Below are 2,519 nucleotides of genomic sequence, written 5' to 3' on the forward strand. Positions count from 1 at the left end.
CATGGCCTCGCCCTTCGATCGTCCCGAAATGCAGATGGACGTTCTGGCCGGCGTGGTGATCGCCGAATATCCCTGATGGAGTACCTGGAGCCGAGCGCAGCGCTCACGGTTCTCGCTCGATCACGAAATAGGTCGTCGGACCATCTGGCACGCACTCCGATCAGGAAATTCAAGCCCGCAGCAGTGGGCTATACCGCGAGCCTCGCTCCAGCGCCGAACGCTGTGGCTGGGTCATTCCAATTGGCAGCGGCAAGCTCGCGGACCGGAGGGCCGGATTAAGAACTACGAAACTTGCAAGATACGATCACCGCGGCGGATCCGCCTTGCTCGGGCCTAAACACCTAAAGCACCGTACTGACTTGTTTTTCAGGAAATTGAACTCGCTTTGTTTGCCCGTCTTTCGTCATTCTTTTGTCAGCGCTCATGCATGGCACGAGAGCCTGATTCGATCGGCGGCGACAGGACGTAGTCGATGATGCGTCGTCGTTCCGTCAGGATCTCGGGCGAGCAGACCGGTCGACCTGTCGGTGAAAGTGAGTAGCTTGCCGTCTACCACGAAAGCCTTCGTTCCTGCTGGTGGCTTGTCAGGATTGAGAACGATGTCCACTGCCGAGGCCTGATAAAATTGGGCAACGGTCGGCGTAGCGGTGTTCGGCTGTGTGGCGGACTGAGTGCTCCCCTTATAGGAGGAGATGAGTTGCCCAGCGTCGGGAATATCGGGAGTGAATAGCGAGCTAATTCCAGTATAGAGCGAGCAAAGACCGGCAGACACGGGAAATAACAGCGACGAAACACTGTTCCCGAGATTCCGAACAAGGCCCATAGGTGTATTCTGAATACCCGATATTGGATTAGAAAGCACCAGAGGAGCTGCAATATAAGATGCGATCCCAATTGTAGCAGAAGAATTACAATATCTCGGAATATCGACGCTTATTCGGAGCGAATCTATACTGTGTTAGGTGGCGGCAGTCATCCCACTGCAGCGAAATTGAGTAGACATTAGCAGGCAAGCCATCGGCGCCGACGCTCTACTCTCTCATCAGAAGAAACGGAGAAACGAATGAAGGCCAAAATCTGCCAATCATCATTTCTCGCGGCACATAATCTCGGAAATTCTTTCATGAAACTCCCCGAGCAAAAAAGAGAAAATGCTTCCCCACGAAAAATTCGACATCAACGAGCTCGCAGACCATATACAAGCAACCATAAATTAAGGAGGCCCGAGGGAGGAGGGTCTGCAAATATTTTCCACCGGGCCTCCAGCTTCATGATCGGCATACGAAGCAAAAATAAAATACACCATGACATAGCCTCTCGCCAATTCGTCCATAGGGATTATGCTTTCTTCGTAAGGTATCATCAAGTTCCACACCACACCACACCACACCACACTCCACGGAAGGGACCTCTCATTGGTCATCAGCCTCCTTCATTAGGAGCAGTATTTCCAAGGCTGCAAGGCAATCGAATTCGTCTGGATGTACGATGTTAGAGCTAATTCGAGAATCGATTGAACGTCGTTCAGGTTGATGATTCATGTGCCGACTCACAGTTCAGGGCTTTGAGGTTTTGCCACAGTGCTGGGTTGTCGAACCAATATTCAGTGTCGGTTGCACTCCTCGGCTGACGCTGAAGAGTTCGTAGACAATGCGAGTTCTGACCGCGTGTTAGAGCCTGACTCGAAACTCTATGAGGGATAGCAATATCTTGCGATGCGTCTGGTGAGGAGCCTGATGTTGGCGACGAGGACCCAGGCTTGTGCGCTTTGGATGGTTTTCTCGAAGTCCTTCGCGAGCCTGCGGCATCGCCCGAGCCAGGCCGATCTCGCGCAGCCGTCCCTTGAGTTTGGCGCCACCGTATCCGCCGTCGGCGAAGACATGACGCAGCCAGGGCTCACGATGGCGAACGCTGTTCAGAACGACAACGGCGCCGTCGCGGTCCTGGATATCAGCACTGTGAACGACGAGGCCCACAAGAAGGCCGAGAGTATCGGTGAGGATATGCCGCTTGCGGCCCTTGATCTTCTTGCCGGCGTCAAAGCCCCGAACGCCGCCGCTCTCGGTGGTCTTGACGCTTTGGCTGTCGATGACGCCGGCGCTCGGGCTGGCCTCACGCCCTTCCAGTTCACGTGCCTCAGCCACCAGATGCCGGCTGATCGTCTGCAAAAGGCCGCTGTCGCGCCAATCATAAAAGTAGCGCTGCACCGTCGTATAGGGTGGGAAGTCCCTGGGCAGCAGCGACCACGCACAACCGCTCGACGCTAGATACAGGATCGCATTCATGACCTCCCGCAGATCCGTCGTCCGTGGCCGGCCGATCGTCTTGGGCCTGGGCAGGAACGGCGAAATCAGGGCCCATTCCCGATCACTCAAATCGCTTGAATAGCGCAGCCCCCGGCGTGCATGATCACGCCGGGCGGTTTCGGTCCAGGCCATAGTGTTCTCCATCACGTCTCGCAACCTGACGGAATCACAACCGACTGAAACCGCTCAACTCTTTTCGGGTTGGGCTCTTAG

At 55.1% G+C, this 2,519-nt stretch carries 1 protein-coding gene; it reads right to left on the reverse strand.

The window, feature by feature from the left end; translation table 11 throughout:
- Positions 1-1,670: 1,670 nt before the first annotated feature.
- The gene (locus AB4037_RS34525) at positions 1,671-2,438 is read right to left on the reverse strand and encodes an IS5 family transposase (RefSeq protein WP_441774665.1); all 768 of its coding nucleotides are present in this window, start codon (positions 2,436-2,438) and stop codon (positions 1,671-1,673) included.
- Positions 2,439-2,519: the final 81 nt, after the last annotated feature.

Origin of the sequence: Labrys sp. KB_33_2, from assembly GCF_052114505.1 — a bacterium.
Lineage (GTDB): Bacteria > Pseudomonadota > Alphaproteobacteria > Rhizobiales > Labraceae > Labrys.